The sequence below is a fragment of the Amycolatopsis saalfeldensis genome (assembly GCF_900110575.1).
Taxonomy (GTDB): Bacteria; Actinomycetota; Actinomycetes; order Mycobacteriales; family Pseudonocardiaceae; genus Amycolatopsis; species Amycolatopsis saalfeldensis.
The window spans coordinates 213,734-228,980 of the sequence record NZ_FOEF01000010.1 but is presented as its reverse complement, the minus strand read 5'-3'; the positions used below and the strand labels follow the sequence as shown (position 1 = coordinate 228,980).

Genomic DNA, 15,247 nt, shown 5'->3' with positions numbered 1-15,247 from the left:
CTTTTTGTCATCGGTTGTCTCAGCGTTCCGCGAACCGGCGCAGGGCGTCGAGCGCGGACGGGGCGGGGGTGTCCGGGTGGCCGGCGTCGTGGAGGAGGTGGTCCACTCCGGGCAGCGGTACGCGGCCCGGTCCGCCGACGGGGGCGCGGCGCAGGGCGGCGGTCAGGGCATCCGTTGTGGCGCAAGGGACTTGGACGTCGTTCGTGCCGCAGGTCAGCAGCACTCTGGTCCCCGGCCGCAGAGCCGCGGCGGTGTCCGGCGGGTAGACGGCGTCGTCGCTGAGCACGAACCGGTTGTTCGGGCCTTGGAAGGACTGGAAGAGCTGGGCGAGCGCGGATGGCAGGTTGGTGGTGTCGACCGGCCGCTGTTCGCGCAGGGCGGCGACGGCGGCGTCGGTCGCCGCGTCGATCGCGCGCTGCTGCGCTGGGGTGAACTGGCCCTGCCGGGTTGCCTCGGCGGTCTGGGCGTGCAGTTGCAGCGCGACCAGGTCCAGCAAGCGGATCGCCTGTGGTTGCAGCAAAGCCAGGCCGGCCGGGCGCGGGCGGACGGTGCCGCCGAGCACCAGCGCGGTCATCGCGCCCTCGCTGTGCCCGACGACCATCAGCGCGCGTGGGTCGGTCTCCGGCTGGTCGCGCAACAACTCGTAGGCGGCCTTCGCCTGGCGGACGAACGCCGGGTAGTCGAGTGCTTCCGGGTGATCCTGGTAGGCGCCGAGCCCGGTGCGGCCGGTGCCGTACTTGTCGAACCGCAGCGTGACGACTCGGTCGTCGCCGAGCGCGCCGGCCACCTGCGCCAGGGTGTTCGGGGACGCGGCCGGCTGGTTGCCGTCGCGGTCGGTGGGGCCGCTGCCGGGCAGCAGCAGAGCGGCGCGCAGCCGTTGCCCGGCAAGGTGTTCGGGAACGTGCACGGTGCCGTACGTCGTCGTCCCGTCGACGGTGAAGACGACTTCGCGGTCGGCGGCGGGCAGGAGGCCGGGCGCCGGGGTGGCGGTGGCGACGGTCAACGCCAGCACGACCGCGGCGGGGTGGGGGAGCATGCGCCTGTCCCTTTCAGCGTAGGGCGTTCTCGACCAGTGCGACGGTCGTGCGGGGGTCGTCGACCTGGATGACTATGCGGGCGTAGCGCTCGTCGGCGAGTTCGATCACGACGGCCTTCGACGGATCTTTGACGTCCCAGAAGACCTTTTCGCCGTCGAGGTGGAACGTGCCCGCCGTGATCAGGCCGGGCACGTGCGCACCCGGCGCGCGGATTCCCTTGGGATCAGCGGCGATGCCGGGGTCCGCGGTCGCGCCGCGGACGTTGGCCAGCGGGATGGTGAGGCTGCTCTTGAAGGCCCAGAGCTTGTCGAGACCCTCGATCACGACAACGAGGTCGTTGCCGTCGATGTGGACCAGTGCCATGTCGGTTTTCCTTGTCAGTTCAGGGGATCGAGGCGTTGGGTCAGTGCGGCGCCGATGCCCTCGGGGCGGCCGCGCAGGAGGATGCCCAGCGCGGCGGCCGTGAGGGCGGCGGCCAGGGGAGCGGGAATGCCGAGCGCGTCGGCGATCGCCTCGTCGACAGCGGCCAACGCGGCGGTCACCTCGGCGGCGACCTCCTCGTCGGCCGGCGCCCGTTCGACCGCCGCGAGCAGCAGCAGACCGAGGTCGGCCGACGTGATGAGCCGCACCGCGGCCGCGGCATCCGTTGCCGTGGCGAGCGCTTCGGCCAAGGGGCGGACGTCGTCGGCGAGATGGCGGCGCAAGGCGGTCAGGTAGAGCCCGCGCTTGCTGCCGAACGTCTTGTACAAGCTGTTGCGGTGCACGCCGAGACGGGTGACGAGGTCGTCGACGGACACCCCGTCATACGCGCGGCCACCGAACAACCCGACGGCGGCACGCACCACCTCGTCTTCGTCGAACGCCCGTTGCCTGCCCATGCCACAACGGTAATCTTTGAGGAACGATCAGTCAAGAACAATCGTTCCTCAAAAATCCGGGCACGAAAAAGGGCTGGACCCGCAGGTCCAGCCCTTGCCGTCGGGATGACAGGATTTGAACCTGCGACCCTCCGCTCCCAAAGCGGATGCGCTACCAAGCTGCGCCACATCCCGGCTGCCCACCCGGTCCCGACGCGCGGGTCGAGGGGGTGTGCTCGGACAGCCTAGCCCTCACGCTAAGCTGGGCGCGCCGCCGGGTCGAACCGGGGCGCTGCGGGTGTAGCTCAATGGTAGAGCCCTAGTCTTCCAAACTAGCTACGCGGGTTCGATTCCCGTCACCCGCTCCATTGTTCGAATGATCTGTGGCCTGCGGGTTCTCCGAGGCCGAAGCCGCGTCGGCCTCCAGGCGGAGGGCGATCACGTCCAGGAGCAGGTCGGTGTCGACCGGTTTGGTGATGTAGTCGTCCGCGCCGGAGGCCAGGGTGCGTTCGCGGTCTTCGGCGGTGGCCTTCGCGGTCACGGCGATCACGGGCAGGTCCTCGTGCGCGGCTTCGGCGCGGATCGCCGCGATGGTGGCGTTTCCGTCCAGCTCCGGCATCATCACGTCCATCAGCACCAGCGCCGTGTCCTCGTGCCGTTCCAGCGCGCGGATGCCCGCGACGCCCGTGTCGGCGTAGATGACCTCCAGGCCGGCCTGCTCCAGGACCGCCGCGAGGGCGAAGACGTTGCGCAGGTCGTCGTCCACGATCAGGACCTTCTCGCCGTGGAAGCGCTTCGGGGCGCTGTCCGGCTCGGCCACGGTGATGGTGCTCGGCAGGACCGGCAGCTTCGGCGCGGGGCGCGCGGGCGCGGTCGGCGCGATCAGGTTCGCCGCGCCCACCGGCAGGTACAGCGTGAACGTGCTGCCCTTGCCGGGTTCGCTGCGCACCCGCAGCTCGCCGCCGATCAGCTCCGTCAGCTGCTGGCTGATCGACAGGCCCAGCCCGGTGCCGCCGTACTTGCGGCTGGTCGTGCCGTCAGCCTGGCGGAAGGCGTCGAAGATGATCGCCAGCTTCTCCTCCGGGATGCCGATTCCGGTGTCCTCCACGGCGAACGCGATGATCCCGGCCGCCGACTGCAGCGACTGCTGCTCGACCTCCTCCGCCGACGCCATCCGGATGTGCAGCCGCACGCCGCCCTCGTCGGTGAACTTCGCGGCGTTGGACAGCAGGTTGCGCAGCACCTGCTGCAGCCGGTGCTCGTCGGTGTGCACGCTGCCCGGCACCGGCGGGTCGATCCGCACGGCGAACTCCAGGCCCTTGTCCGCCGTCAGCGGGCGGCACAGGGACTCGACGTAGTTCACCAGCTCCGGCAGCGTCACGTCGGACATCTGCACTTCCAGCCGGCCGGCCTCGACCTTCGCCAGGTCGAGGATGTCGTTGATCAGCTGCTGCAGGTCGCTGCCCGCGGCCCAGATGGTCTTCGCGAACTGGATCTGCTTCTCCGTCAGGTTCCCCTCGGGGTTCTCCGACAGCAGCTTCGCCAGGATCAGCGCGCTGTTGAGCGGCGTCCGCAGTTCGTGCGACATGTTCGCCATGAACTCGGTCTTGTACTGCGACGCCACGGTCAGCTGCCCGGCGCGCTCTTCCAATTCCTGGCGCGCCTGCTCGATTTCGATGTTCTTGACCTCGATGTCGCGGTTCTGCTGGGCCAGCAGCGCCGCCTTCTCGGCCAGCTCGGTGTTCGACTTCCGCAGCTCGCCCTGCTGCGCCTGCAGCTGCTCGGAGCGCGCGCGCAGCTCCTGCGCCAGCCGCTGCGACTCGGTCAGCAGCGCCTCGGTCCGGGAGTTGGACAGGATCGTGTTCACGTTGACGCCGATGGTGTGCCGCAGCTGCTCCAGCAGGTCCAGGTGGACGGCGGAGAACTCGTTGACCGAAGCCAGTTCCAGCACGCCGAGCACCTCGCCCTGGAACAGCACGGGCAGCACGATCACGTTCACCGGCGGGGCCGCGCCGAGCCCGGACGAAACCAGCGCGTACTCCGGCGGCGCCGCGCGCACCAGGATGGTCTGGCGGTCGACGGCGGCCTGCCCGATGAGCGACTCGCCGAGCGCGAACCGCAGCCCGGCGCGCGACTGCGCGAGCCCGTACGCGGCGATGCAGTCGAGCACCGGGTCGGCGCCGTCGTCGTGGGCCAGGAAGAACGCGCCCTGCTGCGCGCTCACCAGCGGCGCCAGCTCGGACAGGATCAGCGCGGCCACCGACGCGAGGTCGCGGTGGCCCTGCATCCGCCCGGACAGCCGCGCGAGGTTCGTCTTCAGCCAGTCCTGCTCGCGGTTCGCGGAGGTGGTCTCCTTGAGGTTCGCGATCATCTGGTTGATGTTGTCCTTGAGGTCGGCCAGCTCCCCGGACGCGTCCACGGTGATGTGCCGGGTCAGGTCGCCCGCCGTCACGGCCGTGGCGACCTGGCCGATCGCGCGCACCTGCGTGGTGAGGTTGCCGGCCAGCTGGTTCACGCTCTCGGTGAGCCGCTTCCAGGTGCCGGACACGCCCTCGACCTCGGCCTGGCCGCCGAGCTTGCCCTCGGTGCCGACCTCGCGCGCCACCCGCGTGACCTCCGAGGCGAACGCGGACAGCTGGTCGACCATCGTGTTCATCGTGGTCTTGAGCTCCAGGATCTCGCCCCGGGCGTCCACGTCGATCTTCTTGGACAGGTCGCCGCGCGCGACGGCCGTGGTCACCTGCGAGATGTTGCGGACCTGGCTGGTCAGGTTGTGCGCCATGAAGTTGACGTTCTCGGTCAGGTCCTTCCAGGTGCCCGCGACGCCCGGCACCCGCGCCTGGCCGCCGAGGATGCCCTCGGTGCCGACCTCGCGCGAAACGCGCGTCACCTCGTTCGCGAAGGCGCGCAGCGTTTCGACCATGCTGTTGAGCGTGTCGGCCAGCCCGGCGACCTCGCCCTGCGCCTCGATGGAGATCTTCTTCGACAGGTCGCCGTTGGCCACGCCGGTGGCGACGTTCGCGATGCTCCGCACCTGCACGGTCAGGTTGTCGGCCATCACGTTCACGTTGTCCGTGAGGTCTTTCCAGGTGCCCGCGACGCCGCGGACCTGGGCCTGGCCGCCGAGCTTGCCCTCGGTGCCGACCTCTCGCGCCACGCGGGTGACCTCGTCGGCGAACGCCGAGAGCTGGTCGACCATCGTGTTCAGGATGTTCTTGAGCTCGAGGATCTCGCCGCGCGCGTCGACGGTGATCTTCTGCGTCAGGTCGCCCTTCGCGACCGCCGACGTCACCTGCGAGATGTTGCGCACCTGGTCGGTCAGGTTGTTGGCCATGAAGTTGACGTTGTCGGTCAGGTCCTTCCAGGTGCCGGCGACGCCCGGCACGGCGGCCTGGCCACCGAGCTTGCCCTCCGTGCCGACCTCGCGGGAAACCCGGGTGACTTCGTCGGCGAACGCCGACAGCTGGTCGACCATCGTGTTCAACGTGGTCTTCAGCTCGAGGATCTCGCCGCGCGCGTCGACCGCGATCTTCTTCGTCAGGTCGCCGCGCGCGACGGCGGTGGCGACCTGGGCGATGTTGCGGACCTGCGCGGTGAGGTTGTTGGCCATGAAGTTCACCGAGCCGGTGAGGTCGCGCCAGATGCCCGCGACGCCGGGCACGGTGGCCTGGCCGCCCAGCTGCCCCTCGGTGCCGACCTCTCGCGCCACGCGGGTGACCTCGTCCGCGAACGCCGACAGCTGGTCGACCATCGTGTTCATCGTGGTCTTGAGTTCGAGGATCTCGCCGCGCGCGTCGACGGTGATCTTCTGCGTCAGGTCGCCCTTGGCCACGGCAGTGGTCACGTGGGAGATGTTGCGGACCTGGTCGGTCAGGTTGTCGGCCATCTGGTTCACCGAGTCGGTCAGCCCGCGCCAGGTGCCGGCCGCGCCGGGCACCTCGGCCTGGCCGCCCAGCCGCCCGTCACTGCCGACCTCGCGGGCCACCCGGGTGACTTCGTCGGCGAACGCGGACAGCTGATCCACCATGGTGTTCAGCGTGTTCTTGAGCTGCAGGATCTCGCCGCGGGCGTCGACGTCGATCTTCTTCGTCAGGTCGCCGGTGGCCACCGCGGTCGCCACCTGGGCGATGTTGCGGACCTGGTCGGTGAGGTTGTCGGCCATCAGGTTCACCGAGTCGGTGAGGTCGCGCCAGGTGCCGGCGACGCCGGGCACGCGGGCCTGGCCGCCGAGCCGCCCCTCGCTGCCCACCTCGCGGGAAACCCGGGTGACCTCGTCGGCGAATGACGACAGCTGGTCGACCATCGTGTTGATCGTGTTCTTGAGTTCCAGGATCTCGCCGCGCGCGTCGACGTTGATCTTCTGCGTCAGGTCGCCGCGCGCGACGGCGGTGGTCACCTGGGCGATGTTGCGGACCTGCTCGGTCAGGTTGTCGGCCAGGAAGTTCACCGAATCGGTGAGGTCGCGCCAGGTGCCGGCGACGCCCGGCACCTCCGCCTGCCCGCCGAGGCGGCCCTCGCCGGCGATCTCGCGAGACAGCCGGATCACTTCAGCTGCGAAGCGGGAAAGCTGCGCGAGCAGCCCGTTCACGGTCTTCGCCAGTCCCTCGTACTGGCCGTGCAGCGGGCGGCCTTCGAGCTGCAGCGCCATCGGCTGCGACAGGTCGCCCGAGGCGACGGCGCCGAGCACCCGGTCCAGCTCCACCACGGGCCGGCTGACGTCCTCGATCAGGCCGTTCACCGTCTCGACCGCGGTGGACCAGCCGCCGGGGCCGATCTCGGCGCGCACGCGCTCGGTCAGCCTGCCTTCCTGCCCGACGGCGGTGCGCACGCGCATCAGCTCGGTCACCAGCCGCTGGTTGCGCTCGGCGATGTCGTTGAGCGCGGTGGCGAGCTGCGCGGTGATCCCGTCGCCGTGGGCGACCAGCCGGCGGCGGAAGTTGCCCTCCCCGAGGTCGCGGGCCGCGGCCAGGAGCCGTTCCAGCGCAGCGTGCTCACCGGCGCTGATGCCCTCCGGCCCGGCGAGCTCGTCGCGCTCGGATCGCGTTGTCATTTCAGCCGCACCTCTCCACCATGCGTGTGCCGGGCATGGTCGTCGACCCAGCGTGCCACGGTTCGCCCTACACTTCGACCCAGTCCGCCCGCGCACGCTGTGCCAACCTTGAAGAACCAGGAAAGTCGGTCGACCCGGAGGCAGGAGGTTCGTGCATGGTGTCACGGCCCGCCCCGGCGTCGGCCTGGCCACCCGGCGCCCCCGCCGAGGGGCTGCCCGAGTACAGCGCGTTCTGGCGGCCGGTGCTCGAAGACGTGCGCGACCCGGTGTTCGTCACCGACGCCGACGGCTCGCTGCGCTGGGCGAACGCGGCGGCGAAGGCGCTCGGCACCGAGGGCGTCACCCCCGTGCTGGTCAGCGTGACGGAGACCACGGGCCGGATCGACGCCGGCGGCCAGCACCGCGCTGCCCGCGTCCGCGCGCTGCCCGAGGGCTGGCACGCGTGGACTGTCATCGATGACAGCCCGCGCCGCCCGGAGGATTTCCTCGCCGACGCCGGGCCGAAGCTCGCCGCCGCGCGCGGACGGCACGGCACGGCGCGGGTGATCGCCGAACTGGCCGCGGGCGCGCTCGGCGAGTGCGTGTTCGTGCTGCTGCCCACCACCCGCGGCCGCTGGGAGTGGTGGAGCGCCGAGGACCACGCCGCGCCCGGACACGGCCGCATCCGGCGGGTCCCGGCCCAGCTCGCGCCGGTCGTCGCCGAGACGTTCGCGGCGGTCGGCACGCCTGAGGTCCAGCAGGTGCCGGAGGCGGAGGTGACCGCGCTGCCCGCGGTCGTCGCCGAGCGCTTTCCCGGCCACGCCGAGATTTCCGTCGTCTCGCTCGGTGTCGCCGAAAGCGCGGGCGTGACCGGCGCGGTGCTGATCGGGCGGCGCGGGGAGCCGGCGTTCGGTTCCGGGCAGGCGCGTGCGACCTCGATGTTCGCCAAGGCGGCCGGGACGGCGCTGGCCAACGCGCAGCGTTACGCCCGGCAGGAAGAGGCGACGCGCGGGCTGGAGTCCACCCTGAAGCCGCAGCCGCCCGCGGAGGTGGACGGCGCGCGGTTCGAGATCTGGTACGAACCGGCCGGCGGCGTGCTCGGCGTCGGCGGCGACTTCTACGACGTGCTCGGGCGCGAGGACGGGAGCGCTTTCCTCTACGTCGGCGACATCTGCGGCAAGGGCGCCGAGGCCGCCGCGCTCACCGGCCGGGTGCGCCATTCGCTCGCCGCGCTGCACCTGGTCGAACGCGACGGCCGGACGTTGCTGCGCCTGCTCAACGAACTCCTCATCGCCGGCGGCAGCAACCGCTTCGCGACGCTCGTGCTCGGCTCGGTCGCGCCCGCGGAGTCGGGGCTGGACCTGACGCTCGCCTCCGGCGGCCACCCGGCGCCGCTGATCCTGCGCCGTGACGGCGGGGTCGAGGAGGTCAGCGTGCCCGGCACCCTCGTCGGGATCTCGCCGCAGGCCCGGTTCGCCGAGGCCGTGACCCATCTCGACGAGGGCGACGTCTGCCTGCTTTACACCGACGGCGTCACCGAAGCCCGCAACCGCACGGAATCCGCGGAGCTGTTCGGCGACGAGCGCCTGTTCACCGTGCTCGCCGACTGCGTCGGCCTGCCCGCCCGCGAGGTGGTGCGGCGGCTGCGCGAAGCCGTCCGGGAGTGGCTGGGCAATTCCAGCCACGACGACATCGCTGTGCTGGCCATCGAAGCCGCGCCCGCCCCGGAGTGAGGCGCCGGCCGGCCGGCCGAGGACCGGTAATGGGCTGGCGCGGTCGCCGGTCGCGGGGGACCCTGGTGGGGTGCGGGGGAGGAGGTGACACGATGACTGCGCATTCGAGGCGTTACGGCCGCTGGTGCCGGGACCACTTCGGCGCGACGGCCGAGGCGGAATCAGCCGGGGCTCCGCAGCCGTCCGCCGAGTCCTCACCGTCCGCCGAGCGCTCGCCGGCCGCCCCGGATTCCCCGGGGGAACCGGAGCCGTCCAGGCCGCGGAAGTCCTAGCGCCGGCGGCGATTCGAGTCCTGAGTGGACGGTCCAGCCGGAAGCGGCCCGGCGTGACCGGCGCGCAGGCCGTCCAGTGAGATGTGCAGCAGCCGGTGCCACAGCTGCGGCCGGCATTCGTCGGTGACCTGGACGGCGTGGCCCAGCGAGACGAGCAGGAGCAGCAGGTCTTCGGTGGTCACGCCGGGGCGCAGCAGGTCCGCGGCGCCCGCGTGCAGTTCTTCGATCACGAGGCGAAGCTGCCGGATGCCGTCGGGGTCGGAGTCCGAGCTGACCAGCGCGAAGCGCTCCATGATCGCGCGGTGGCGGGCGTAGCCGTCCAGGGCCTGCCGGTAGAAGTCGGCCAGTGCCGCCCAGGGGTCGTCGGCGTCGATCGCCTGCTGCCGCGCGGAGGCCGCCCAGTCCGAGAATTCCCGGCGCAGGACCGTGTGGACGAGATCCTCCTTCTTCGGGAAGTGCCGGTAGAGCGTGCCCATGCCCACCCCGCTGCGGCGGGCGATCTCGCGCACGTCCACCGAGGTGCCCTGCTCGGCCAGCGCGGCCGCGGCGGCCTCGACGATCGCATCCCGGTTGCGGATCGCGTCCACGCGCGGCGCCCGGCGACGGGGGGCGCTTTCCGGTTCGGCCACTGCCATGCGGCCCAGTGTAGCGGCTTATGCGGAGCATCCGCTCCGCCCTCGTGCTACGTTGAGGAGCAAGTGCTCCGGATAGCGAAGGGGAAACCATGTCCGACCCGTCCACAGCTCCCGCGCCGGCCGGCAGCATCGGCTGGAACGAGCGGATCATCGCGGAATTCCGCGCGAACGCCGGGTACGCGGCGTGGAGCAGCAACGAGGAATTCGCCGCGGGCCGCCCGGTTCCGCCGCCGGTCCCCGGCTTCGGCGGGTCCCGGGGCATGCCGTTGATCCTGGTGCACCACACCGGGGCCAAGACCGGGCGCGCGCGGATCAGCCCGCTGTTCCACCAGCCGGTCGGCGACAGCTGGGCCGTTTTCGGCACGCACGGCGGCAGCCCGCGGCATCCGGTCTGGTACCGCAATCTCGTGGCGAACCCGCGGACCGTCATCGAAGTGGGCACCGAAGCAGGCGGCACGGAAACGGTGCCGGTCGTGGCCCGGACCGCGCAGGGCGCGGAGCGCGAGCGGATCTGGGCGGCCGAGACCGCGCTCATCCCGAAGTTCGCCGACTTCGAGGCGGCTTCCGGCCGGCAGATCCCCGTCGTCCTGCTGGAGCGGGAGCACGGACGAGCCGGTTTCCCGCCGCCGCCGGTGGAATGACCTCGACGTGGCGACCGGATTCGCTGCGGCCCCGGTCTCGCTTCGCCGGAGATTCCTTGCTGTGACGGCGGATGACGGGGCTTTTGGCCGCCTGATGTTGTGATGGGCCGCCCCGGCTCCGGTCAGCTGGCTAGGGCGTCATTTTGGCGGAGGGTTCTTGCCGTGGTGCCGGTTGACCGGGCCTTTCGGCGGTGACCGCCCTGCTCCGGTCACTGGGCTCGGGGTGTCACTTTGGCGGAGGGTTTCTGCCGTGGTGCCGGATGACGGGGCCTTTCGGCGGCGGTCGCCCCGGCTCCCGTCACCGGGCTCCGGGCGTCACTTCGGCTGAGGGTTCTTGCCGTGGTGCCGGATGACCGGGCCTTTTGCCTTGTTCTTGCCCGGGTGATCGGCTTTGCGGACTCCCTTGTCCTTCACCACCGGCACCCGCTGGGTGGCCGTCGGCGGGCTCAGTGGTGCGCCGGGCATCGCGTCGCCCGGTGGGTTGACCGCGTTGCCGAGCGGGGTGACCGTGCTGGCGGGCGGGGCGGCTGCGGGGGCCGGGGCGGGTTCGGGGCCGGCGCCGTTGGCGGGGCTGGTCAAGTTCAGCAGCAGTGCCGCGCCGACAGCCGCGAGCGGCACCGCGGCCGCGGCGGCCCACAGCAGCAGCCGACGCCGGCCGCGTGGGGGTGGTGCGATCTCGCCTTCACCGCGCAGCGCACGGGCGACGGCCGCGGCGGTCGGACGAGCGCTCGGCTCGCGGGCGGTCATCGCGCGCAGCGTCGCCGAAAGCGGCTCCGGCAGGCCTTCCGGCACGTCCGGCTGCCGGTGCAGGCGGACGACGGCCGACTCCGCCGGCGTGCCCTGGTATTCGCGCACCCCGCTCACGCATTCCAGCAGCACCAGGCCGAGCGCGTAGACGTCCGCGGGCGGGCCGGGCCGTTCGCCCAGCACCTGCTCGGGCGCGAGATAGGCCGCGGTGCCGACGGTGGCCCCGGTCGCCGTCACGCGGGTCGCGTCGACCAGCCGCGCGACGCCGAAATCGGCGATCAGCGCCCGGCCGTAGGCGAGCAAGATGTTGGCGGGCTTGAGATCCCGGTGCGTCACGCCATGGGCGTGCACGTGCGCGAGCGCTTCGGCGAGCTGGCCGCCCAGCTGCGTCACCTCATCGGTCGGCAGGGGCCCGCCGGCCAGCCGCGTCGCGAGATTCGGTCCTTCGGCGAGCTGCATTGCCAGGTACGCGTGGCCTTCGTCGGTGCCCGCGTCGTACAGGCCGACCAGCCCCGGGTGCTGCAGCGCCCGCAGCGCCTGCACCTCCTGCGCCCGCCGGCCCCGGCCGAGTTCGACGGTGCCGGGATGGAACAGCTTCACCGCGACAGCGCGGTCGAGGACCTGGTCGTGAGCCCGATGGACGCGCGCGGTGGCGCCCTGGCCCAGCAGGTCGCCGAGGACGTACCGGCCGGCGACCACCGCGGGCGGGGGGCCGAACAGGCCCAGATCGAACCGTCTCGCGGTGGTTCCCGCGTCGAGTTCCTCCGCGTCGGTCATCAGCCGCGCACCTCCGTCTCGCCCAGCGGGCGGAACGGGACTACCCGGGGGTCTTGCCTGTGAAACAGCACCCGTGATTACTACCTCAAACTTCCCTATCTGTACATATCTGAGGTACTTTACGGAGGTATAGGGAGTGACATGACGCAGGAGCTGTACTCGGTCGAACAGGTCGCGGAGCGTCTCGGGCTGCACGTCCGGACGGTGCGCGGCTACGTGCGCGACGAGCGGCTGAAAGCGGTGCGCATCGGTAAACAGTACCGGATCTCGGCCGCCGATCTGGCCGCTTTCACCGGTGTGCCAACGTCTTCGGCGGCTGCGCGCGGGGCCGAGGTGACGAGCATCGTGGAACTCGAGGGCATCGACCGGGCCGCGGCCGAGCGGCTGACCACCCACGTGCACGGGTCGATCCACGGCCAGGGCCTGCGGGTGGAGACCGTGCACGACCCGGACCGCGCCCGGCTCAAGCTCGTGGTGATCGGCGGCCTGGCCGCCGGCGCCGACCTGCTCCGGCTGGTCGCCGATCTGTCGGAGGGTTTGTGAAGATGACCGAAGTCCTGCAGCGGCACGGGGTCCAGGTGTGGACGGCGCCCGCCGAGGGCCCGGAGCTGGCCACCGAGCAGGACGCGCTGGACCTGATGGCGGCCGTCTACCACCTGGACGCCGAGCTGCTGGTGATCCCGGTCGAGCGGTTCGCGGCGCGGTTCTTCGACCTGGACAGCCGGCTGATCGGCGGGTTCTTCTCGAAGCTCGTGGCCTACCGGTACCGGCTCGCGGTGCTCGGCGACGTCAGCGCGTACGTCGCGGAAAGCCCGGTGCTGCGCGACGTCGTGCGCGAGTCCAACCGCGGCCGGCACGTGTGGTTCGTCGCCGACCTGGCCGAGCTGGACGAACGCCTGGCGGCCGCGCCGGGTTGATCTTCGGAGGCAACCTCGTCCCGCCCCGCACGTCCTGCCGGACATGAAACCCATTCGGTTCGCGGCCCTCGCGGCGGCCGTGCTCGGCGTGTTCGCCGTCGCCTCCCCGGCTTCGGCCGACCCCGCGGTGCCGGCCGGCTTCGCGCCCTCGTCGACCTCCTGGACCAGTCCGGAGCGTGGCCTGGTGCTCGGCTTCACCGACTGCGGCAAGCCCGGCTGGTGCCCGTCGCTGCTCTCGACGACCGACGGCGGGAAGCACTGGCGGCAGCTTCCCGCGCCGCCGATGTCCTTGCCGGACAACCACAATCAGGTCCGGCTGACCGCGTTCAGCCAGCAGCTCCTGTACGTCACGGACGGCACGAAGATCGTCGTGACGCGCGACGGCGGGCGGCATTGGCTCCCGGTGCGGCAGGCCGGCGACACCGGGCAGCGACGGTACGTCTCGAAGATCGCCGAAGCCCGCGGCCGGGTCTTCGCGGTGATCAGGACCTATGGCGACACCGAAAAAACCGCCGTCTACAGCGGGATGGCCGGGGCGCCGCTGCTCACGCCGTTGCCCGGCTTCGAGGTGACCGGCGCGCTCACCGACGGCGACGTCACCACCGACGGCGGGGTGCAGATCTCCCTCGATGCCGACTTCAGCGTGGAGAAGTACTGGACTTCCGCCGACGGCGCGGCGTTCGCCCCGGCGACGCGGCCGTGCCCGGCCGGCACCACGGCCGTGCTCGGCGGCGTGCGTGACGGCCAGGTGGTCGTGCTGTGCACCAGCGGCGGCGGGCAGCCTCAGCCCGGTTCGTCCGAGCGGTCGATCTGGCGGGCGCCGAAGCTCGGCGGACCGTTCAGCAGCACCGCGCAGGCGCCGGTCACCGGCATCACGCAAGGCTTCAGCGCCGCGACGGCGGACGACGCGACCGTTTCGGCCGTGGGTGGCGGCGTCGGATTCCTGCACCACACCACCGACGGCGGCCGGACCTGGAGCACCGTCCGGCTGAGCGAACGGGGCTTCGCCCTGGCGGATCTGGACTTCCCCGGCGCGGGCACCGGCGTGGTCGTGGACGGCCTGCCGGACTCCGGCGGCGGCTCCGCCGTGTATCGGACGACCGACGGCGGCGGGCATTGGGCAGAACTGGCGTTCTCCTGATCGGCGGAGGCGATTAGTGCAGGCAGGTCAGGCTGTGGGGAGTGGGTTCTCCGGGTGAACGCGGTGTCGTAGTCTGTGCACTGTCCGTTGCCGGACACCGGTCACGCCCGGGCCGGGTCGCGGCGGTGAGAGGGGCAGTGCCGGATGACGCCTGGGGACCTGGTTTCCGGGACCGCGCGCCCGGGCCGGCTGCGCGGCAGCCAGGCGCGCCTGTCCGACGCACTGCTCGGCGGCCAGGACCACTACCAGGACGACCGCGAAGTGCTGCGCCGGCTGCTGGAGATCGCGCCGGACGCCCAGCTCATGGCGCGCGAACAGCGGGAGTGGCTGGTCCGGGTGGTCCGCCACCTGGCCGCCGAGCGCGGCATCGACCAGTTCCTCGACCTCGGCTCGGGCCTGCCGGCCGAGGAGAACACCCACCAGGTCGCGCAGCGGCACCGCCCCGGCGCCGAAGTGGTCTACGTGGACCACGACCCGGTCGTGCAGGTGCACGGCCGGGCGGTGCTGGAGGAGAACGAGCACACCCACATCACCGGCGCCGACCTGACCGACCCGGGCGCCACCCTCGGCGATCCCGTGGTCTACCGGCACCTGGACTTCGAGCGCCCGGTCGCGGTGCTGCTCTGCGCGGTCATGCACCACGTCGAAAGCCTGGACCGCGCGCTGTACATCGTGCGCAGCTACGTCGACCAGCTGCCCACCGGCTCGTACCTGGTGCTCACCCACCACTACGAGCCCCCGGACGACCCGCCGCGCCAAGCCCTCGCCCACACCCTCGACGCGGAGTTCGACGGCACCTGCCTCCGCACAGTCCACCGCAGCCGCGCGGAGATCGCGTCGTTCTTCACCGGCCTCGACCTGCTCGCCCCCGGCCTGGCCTACCTGCACGACTGGTGGCCGGACGGGCCCCGGATGAAACCGCTGACCGACCTGAACCTGATGACGCTGGGCGGGGTGGCGCTCAAGCCGTAGGCGCTGCGGGCTCGAGGCGCTGGGCTTGCGGTACCACCGGCGGTCTCCGGCGGGGTTCTCCTCGGGCGCGGGCATCGGGGTGAACCCGGCCTTTTCGGCCACCCGGCCGGACGCGGTGTTGGCGGCGTAGGTCCAGAGCCGGATTTCGGTGCCCGGCCAGCTCGCGGCCGTGCGTTCGCAGAGCAGCTTCAGCGCGCGGCTCGCGACACCACGGCCGCGCGCCTCGGCGGCGACCCAATAGCTCACCTCCGCCACTCCGCCGTGCCGGGCGGCGGCGACGTTCGCCAGCCGGGTCCCGGAGTCCGCGTCGACGGCGACGAAGCCGAGCGCGTTGTCGTTGTGGCGCAAGCCATCCAGCGCACGCAGGAACTCCGCCACCGTCAGCGAGGCCCGTTCGGTGGTGAACCGGAGGATCTCGGGGTCCCGGACCTGCCGGACGTACCACTCCGCGTCGTCGTCCGACCAGTCCCGCAGTTCGATCACCCTCGC

The 15,247-nt window shown here is 71.7% G+C and carries 12 protein-coding genes, 2 tRNA genes and 1 pseudogene; 7 read left to right on the top strand and 8 right to left on the bottom strand.

What is annotated here, in order from left to right; all coding sequences use genetic code 11:
• Positions 1 to 19: 19 nt before the first annotated feature.
• The 4 genes from BMY97_RS23365 to BMY97_RS23350 form a co-directional block, all read right to left on the bottom strand.
• Positions 20 to 1,036 (bottom strand): alpha/beta hydrolase family protein, encoded by a 1,017-nt coding sequence (locus tag BMY97_RS23365; RefSeq protein ID WP_091619605.1) that lies wholly within the window; start codon positions 1,034 to 1,036, stop codon positions 20 to 22.
• A 13-nt stretch (positions 1,037 to 1,049) separates the two neighbouring features.
• Entirely contained in the window at positions 1,050 to 1,400 is a 351-nt protein-coding gene (locus BMY97_RS23360; RefSeq protein ID WP_091619602.1) for a hypothetical protein, read from the bottom strand.
• Between the two features lie 14 nt (positions 1,401 to 1,414).
• Entirely contained in the window at positions 1,415 to 1,915 is a 501-nt protein-coding gene (locus tag BMY97_RS23355; protein ID WP_091619599.1) for a TetR/AcrR family transcriptional regulator, read from the bottom strand.
• Positions 1,916 to 2,015: 100 nt separating this feature from the next.
• Positions 2,016 to 2,089 (bottom strand) — tRNA-Pro (locus BMY97_RS23350).
• A gap of 99 nt (positions 2,090 to 2,188) precedes the next feature.
• Between BMY97_RS23350 and BMY97_RS23345 the strand changes: the two genes are divergently transcribed.
• Positions 2,189 to 2,262 (top strand) — tRNA-Gly (locus BMY97_RS23345).
• On the opposite strand, the gene BMY97_RS23340 is transcribed toward BMY97_RS23345, so the two are convergent.
• A complete protein-coding gene (locus tag BMY97_RS23340) occupies positions 2,214 to 6,944 on the bottom strand; it encodes a HAMP domain-containing protein (protein ID WP_091619860.1) in 4,731 nt (1,576 codons plus the stop codon). The two genes, BMY97_RS23345 and BMY97_RS23340, sit on opposite strands and share 49 nt — an antisense overlap.
• 155 nt (positions 6,945 to 7,099) lie before the next feature.
• Between BMY97_RS23340 and BMY97_RS23335 the strand changes: the two genes are divergently transcribed.
• Entirely contained in the window at positions 7,100 to 8,656 is a 1,557-nt protein-coding gene (locus tag BMY97_RS23335; RefSeq protein WP_091619595.1) for a PP2C family protein-serine/threonine phosphatase, read from the top strand.
• 268 nt (positions 8,657 to 8,924) lie between these two features.
• On the opposite strand, the gene BMY97_RS23330 is transcribed toward BMY97_RS23335, so the two are convergent.
• Positions 8,925 to 9,563 carry a TetR/AcrR family transcriptional regulator gene (locus BMY97_RS23330; protein ID WP_091619593.1) on the bottom strand — a complete coding sequence of 213 codons (639 nt, stop codon included), beginning with the start codon at positions 9,561 to 9,563 and terminating at the stop codon, positions 8,925 to 8,927.
• Between the two features lie 89 nt (positions 9,564 to 9,652).
• Between BMY97_RS23330 and BMY97_RS23325 the strand changes: the two genes are divergently transcribed.
• Entirely contained in the window at positions 9,653 to 10,204 is a 552-nt protein-coding gene (locus tag BMY97_RS23325) for a nitroreductase/quinone reductase family protein (protein ID WP_091619590.1), read from the top strand.
• Positions 10,205 to 10,519: 315 nt separating this feature from the next.
• On the opposite strand, the gene BMY97_RS23320 is transcribed toward BMY97_RS23325, so the two are convergent.
• On the bottom strand, positions 10,520 to 11,728 hold the full coding sequence (locus BMY97_RS23320; RefSeq protein ID WP_091619589.1) for a serine/threonine-protein kinase: 1,209 nt from the start codon (positions 11,726 to 11,728) through the stop codon (positions 10,520 to 10,522).
• Between the two features lie 141 nt (positions 11,729 to 11,869).
• On the opposite strand from BMY97_RS23320, the gene BMY97_RS23315 reads away from it, so the two are divergent.
• The 4 genes from BMY97_RS23315 to BMY97_RS23300 all read left to right on the top strand — a co-directional run bounded on the left by BMY97_RS23315 (position 11,870) and on the right by BMY97_RS23300 (position 14,758).
• The gene (locus tag BMY97_RS23315; protein ID WP_091619586.1) at positions 11,870 to 12,271 is read left to right on the top strand and encodes a helix-turn-helix domain-containing protein; all 402 of its coding nucleotides are present in this window, start codon (positions 11,870 to 11,872) and stop codon (positions 12,269 to 12,271) included.
• A 2-nt stretch (positions 12,272 to 12,273) separates the two neighbouring features.
• The gene (locus BMY97_RS23310; RefSeq protein WP_091619585.1) at positions 12,274 to 12,645 is read left to right on the top strand and encodes a DUF4180 domain-containing protein; all 372 of its coding nucleotides are present in this window, start codon (positions 12,274 to 12,276) and stop codon (positions 12,643 to 12,645) included.
• 43 nt (positions 12,646 to 12,688) lie between these two features.
• Entirely contained in the window at positions 12,689 to 13,786 is a 1,098-nt protein-coding gene (locus BMY97_RS23305) for a hypothetical protein (protein ID WP_091619582.1), read from the top strand.
• Between the two features lie 144 nt (positions 13,787 to 13,930).
• Complete coding sequence (locus BMY97_RS23300) at positions 13,931 to 14,758, top strand: SAM-dependent methyltransferase (protein ID WP_091619579.1); 828 nt, start codon at positions 13,931 to 13,933, stop codon at positions 14,756 to 14,758.
• Positions 14,759 to 14,848: 90 nt separating this feature from the next.
• Here the strand turns inward: BMY97_RS23300 and BMY97_RS49610 are convergent.
• Positions 14,849 to 15,241 (bottom strand): annotated as a pseudogene (locus tag BMY97_RS49610) (GNAT family N-acetyltransferase); the annotation flags it as partial.
• Positions 15,242 to 15,247 lie beyond the last annotated feature (6 nt).